The sequence below is a fragment of the Micromonospora sp. NPDC002411 genome (genome assembly GCF_053592955.1).
On sequence record NZ_JBSFBM010000460.1, the window covers coordinates 1 to 4,186 of the forward strand.

Sequence of the window (4,186 nt, forward strand, 5' to 3'; positions counted from 1 at the left end):
ACCCAGCACGAGTACGACAGCGCGGGCTTGTTTCTGGGTACGCATATGTTTCTCCCGTCTGAGGCCCGATCAGCGGGTGTCGTACCGCCGACATCAAGGCCGTTCGTGATGACGGGTTGACGTTAGGTAGCCGCCTGGCCAGGCATTATCCCCAAACCGACTACGTCGCGTAGCGGACCAGGACCGCGAACCTGAGCCCACATATTGACTGTTAACTATCAGTTTTGCGGGTACGGCCCTAGCATTCGCCTCATGTCCCCTCGCCGCGCCATCGCCGTCGCAGCCGTCGCCGCGCTGGCGAGCCTGCTCGCCGTCAACGTCGCCCACGCCGACGACGGCCCGGCGATCAGCACCCCCGGCAGCCCGACGGTGGTGGTCAACGAACCACACCAGCTCACGCTCACCTGGACGCCGTCCGCCTGGATCGACGGGCAGGGCACCGGGCAGCCCATCAACTACGAGGTGCAGGTGCCGCTGGGCCCCAACACGTACCGCTGGCTCGGCACCACGGAGGACACCACGATCACGCTGACCGACCTGGCACCCGGCACGACGTACCGCATCGCGGTTGCCGCCCGCGCGCTCGGCGGCTACTCCGACTCCTCGGCCGCCACCACAGTGCGCACGGCCAGCGGTCGCGCGACGGTCAGCTACCTCAATCTCGACTGGTCGCCGACGAACAACCAGATCCAGCACCTCCTGCGGGTCACCAACACGGGCACCGGGCCGCTCGACCTGAGCACGGTGCAGGTGCGCTACCACCTGCGCTTCGAGGGCGGCAACACCTCGCTGGTGCCGAACTGCGACTGGGCCGCGCTGGGCTGCGACCGGATCCGCCAGACCGTGCAGTTCTTCGTCCCACCGGGCGGGCCGCCGTCCGCGATGTCGACGCCGGCCCCGCCGTATCCCCCGCCGGGCACGCCCGTCCCGGGTTGGGTGGAGCTGACCTTCACCGGTGGGACGCTCGCGCCGGGCCAGTCGACAGGGCCGATCCAGCTACGGCATCACCGGCACAGTTGGAGCACCATCGACGAGCGGGACGACCCGAGTTGGCTCGCCGCCACCGGTCAGTGGACCGAGAACGGGCGGATCACGCTGGACGTCGACGGGGTACGCGAGTTCGGCGACACGAACACCTGACCGCGCGCCGGGCGACCGGTGGGAGCCGCGTCCGTCCGGCCTCGTCCTGATGAGCCGGCACGTTCGCGGTCTGCCGCGTCCGATGCCGACCGCGGGTCAGGGGCGGGATCTGCGCTCGCCGAGGCCGAGCATCGCCTGGTGGATCTGTGCGGGTTCCAACGGGCCGACCGGGGCGGGGTGCGCGGTTTCGGAGCGCAGCCCGTCGAGGAAGAAGTGGAGCGCGCGTCGCCAGGCGTCCGGGGCGACGCCGCCGGTCGCGCGGACGATCATCGAGGTGGACCAGAACAGGTACGGCAGGTCCTCGGCCGTGAAGTCTGACCGCAACGAGCCGCTCTGCTGGGCGTTGACGATCAACTGTCGTGCGCTGTCGAGCTGCGCGTCGCACAGCGCGGTCAGCTGCTCGGCGTCGGGGAACCGCCGCGACACCGCGTCGTTGAGCGCCGGGTCGGTGGCCTGCAGCTCGCAGAGCTGCTCCACGTACAGCACGAACCCTTCCCATGGGTCGGCGCAGGCGTACGCCCGCCGGATCGCGGTGTCGACCTTCGCGGCGACGAGGTCGGGCATGACGGCGTCGATGAGCGCCTCGCGGCTGCCGAACCGGTTGTACAGGGTGCCCGTGCTGACACCGGCCCGCGCCGCGATGTCTTCGAGTGGGGTGTCGAGGCCACGCTCGTGGAAGAGCTCGGCGGCGGCTGCGGTGAGCCGCTCGATGTTGCGTCGCGCGTCGCTGCGCAGTGGTGGCTTCCGGGCCGCCGCCTCACTCATGGCCGGTGGGCCTCACGAGTTGGTCCGTACACCTGACACCCTCCTCGGACGTGGACACCGTGCCAGCTGGTCAAACTACCCGCTGCCCACCGTGAGGTGTCAGGCGTCGCCGAGGGCCGGCACGATCGCCTCTACCCGATCCCGCTTGGTGAGCATGGCCCACATGGTGTCGGCGAGGTCGTCGGGGTGGACGGTCGGGATCTGCGCGACGTCCATGCCGGTGGGCAGCTCGCCGGAGACCATGGCGTCGTAGCCGGCGCTCCCCTTGATCATCGCAGCGACGTGCAGGACGCCCGCGTACACGCCCTGGTCGGCGATTTCGCCGTTGAGGGTCTGCACGTAGTTGCGGGCGGCAGCCATGGCAGGGCCGACACCGCTCATGAACGGCGTCGGGTGCACGGCGGAGACGCCCTGGCCGATGAGAATGCCGCCGTCACCGCGATCGAGCATGCCGGGCAGCACCGCGCGGACGATCTCGACCGGGGTCAGCAGGTAGAGGTTCACGTAGTGCTGCACCTTGGCGGCGTCCAGCTGCGTCGCCGGGGTGAAGGGCTCGGTGGTGATCGGGGCGTACTCGACGACGTCGATGGCACCGAACCGGTCCATGATCTGCCCGATCAGCGCCGGGATCTCCGCGGTGCGGGTCAGGTCGGCGGTGAAGACGTCGGCCTCGACGCCCTCGGCCCGCAGTCGGGCGGCCAAGCCGTCGAGGGGGGCGCGTCGGCGCGCGACGAGCGCGACTCGGTAACCCTCACGGCCGAACCGGTGAGCGATCGAGGAACCCAGGCCGGAGCCTGCTCCGAACACGGTGATGGTCTTGGACATCAGGAACTCCCTAGCGACGGCTTAAGTTGAGGCCTACCTCAACTAAACCCCACGCTACGCTTAAGTTGAGGGTGCCGCCAACTTGTGTGCGGGCATTCACAGGACCGGGGATCCCCCTGCCCCGCCAGCCCATCGCCTCGGCAGCTGAATGCGGTCGGCGGCCACTCCGGCGGCGAGCAGCCGCGGCCGCGCGTCGGCCAGCATCGGCGGCGGCCCGCAGACGTAGACCTCCTGGGTGCCGCTGTAATACCGGAGGGCGATGGTCAGGGCGTCGCCCCGCTCGGCCGGCTCCGCGCAGGGATCATCGGAGAAGGCCGGCACGATGGTCAGCCAGTCGTGGGCGCACTGCAGCCTGTCGAGGGCGATCGCGTCGTACAGGTCGGTGAAGGTGCGCGCGCCGACGACCAGCGTCAGCCGCCGGCCGTCCGGTGCGGCGGCGACCTGCTCGACCAGGGCGCGCAGTGGTGCCAGGCCGGTGCCACCGGCGACGAGCAGCAGATCGTCGGCACGCGCCGGGTTGAGGCGCAGACCAGCATCGCCGGGTGGGCCGAGCCAGAGCAGCTCGCCGGGGCGTACCCGATGAACCAGGTCGTGGGAGACGGTGCCACCGGGCACGGCGCGAACGTGCAGTTCGACGGTGCCATCAGTGCGTGGGGCATTGGCCGGTGAGAGCCAGCGCCAGTGCCCGGGCAGGCGGGGTGTGCAGACCGGCACGGCCTGACCTGGCTGGAAGGGCAGTCGCCGCCAGGGACGTACCGTCAGGATGGCGATGTCGGGCGACGGCCGGTCGTGGCCGATCACCTGGACGTGCCACCAGGCCCGGCCGTCGCCGGCCTGCCCGGCGGCGCAGCGCACGGCATCTGTGGCGCGGCGCAGGGCGCGCTCCGCGGTGGTGGCGAGCTGCGGCGTCCACAGTGGGTGGGCGTGGCGGGCGACGGTGGCGAGCAGCGCTGCGCCGATGGTGGTGGCGTGCGGGAGCAGGCCGAGGTGACGGTACGCGCGGCCGAGCACCATGAGCAGCGCCGCCCGTTTGGCCGGGTCGTCACCGCCGACCACGAGGCGGCCCAGCGCGGTGAAGAACAGCAGCGCGTCACGGTGTGGGAGCAGGCCGGGGCAGCGGTCTTCGAGTGTGCACCAGAAGTCGCCGGCCGCCCGGTCGTCGACCGACTCCCAGGCAGCGGTCAGGGTGGGCATGGCGGGCTCCAGGATGTCGACGAGTCGAGTGGCGCCGGGGCGGGCGGGGACGAGGCTGCGCCGATGGGGGTCGGCGCAGCCCTGGGGACACGAGCACCCGCCCCGGGCCATGCGTCGACCCTCGCGGTTGACCAGGCAATACGGCATGCCACGGTGATCGTTGGCGGCATGCGCAATCGGTATGCGCTCGACTTCGCCTCCGCCGAGTCGGGCAGGATGCGGGCATGACGGAACGTCCGGTGCTGTATCTGGTCGTCTGCGC

Annotated in this window: 4 protein-coding genes; 1 reads left to right on the forward strand and 3 read right to left on the reverse strand. The window is 70.9% G+C overall.

The window, feature by feature from the left end; all coding sequences use genetic code 11:
• Positions 1-252: 252 nt before the first annotated feature.
• Positions 253-1,140 carry a fibronectin type III domain-containing protein gene (locus tag ACWCO3_RS32125; RefSeq protein ID WP_357930452.1) on the forward strand — a complete coding sequence of 296 codons (888 nt, stop codon included), beginning with the start codon at positions 253-255 and terminating at the stop codon, positions 1,138-1,140.
• 96 nt (positions 1,141-1,236) lie between these two features.
• Here ACWCO3_RS32125 and ACWCO3_RS32130 read toward each other — a convergent pair whose 3' ends face one another.
• The 3 genes from ACWCO3_RS32130 to ACWCO3_RS32140 all read right to left on the reverse strand — a co-directional run bounded on the left by ACWCO3_RS32130 (position 1,237) and on the right by ACWCO3_RS32140 (position 3,924).
• Positions 1,237-1,905: a TetR/AcrR family transcriptional regulator gene (locus tag ACWCO3_RS32130; RefSeq protein ID WP_145785332.1), complete on the reverse strand. Its 669-nt coding sequence runs from the start codon at positions 1,903-1,905 to the stop codon at positions 1,237-1,239.
• Between the two features lie 99 nt (positions 1,906-2,004).
• Entirely contained in the window at positions 2,005-2,730 is a 726-nt protein-coding gene (locus ACWCO3_RS32135; protein WP_357930455.1) for an SDR family NAD(P)-dependent oxidoreductase, read from the reverse strand.
• A 96-nt stretch (positions 2,731-2,826) separates the two neighbouring features.
• Positions 2,827-3,924 (reverse strand): FAD-binding oxidoreductase, encoded by a 1,098-nt coding sequence (locus ACWCO3_RS32140; RefSeq protein WP_450013648.1) that lies wholly within the window; start codon positions 3,922-3,924, stop codon positions 2,827-2,829.
• Between the last annotated feature and the right edge of the window lie 262 nt (positions 3,925-4,186).

What these genes read in the sequence shown, in the direction of transcription:
- ACWCO3_RS32140 (WP_450013648.1), bottom strand. Translation starts at nt 3,924, where the DNA reads ATGCCCACCCTGACCGCTGCCTGGGAGTCGGTCGACGACCGGGCGGCC.
- ACWCO3_RS32130 (WP_145785332.1), bottom strand. Translation starts at nt 1,905, where the DNA reads ATGAGTGAGGCGGCGGCCCGGAAGCCACCACTGCGCAGCGACGCGCGA.
- ACWCO3_RS32135 (WP_357930455.1), bottom strand. Translation starts at nt 2,730, where the DNA reads ATGTCCAAGACCATCACCGTGTTCGGAGCAGGCTCCGGCCTGGGTTCC.
- ACWCO3_RS32125 (WP_357930452.1), top strand. Translation starts at nt 253, where the DNA reads ATGTCCCCTCGCCGCGCCATCGCCGTCGCAGCCGTCGCCGCGCTGGCG.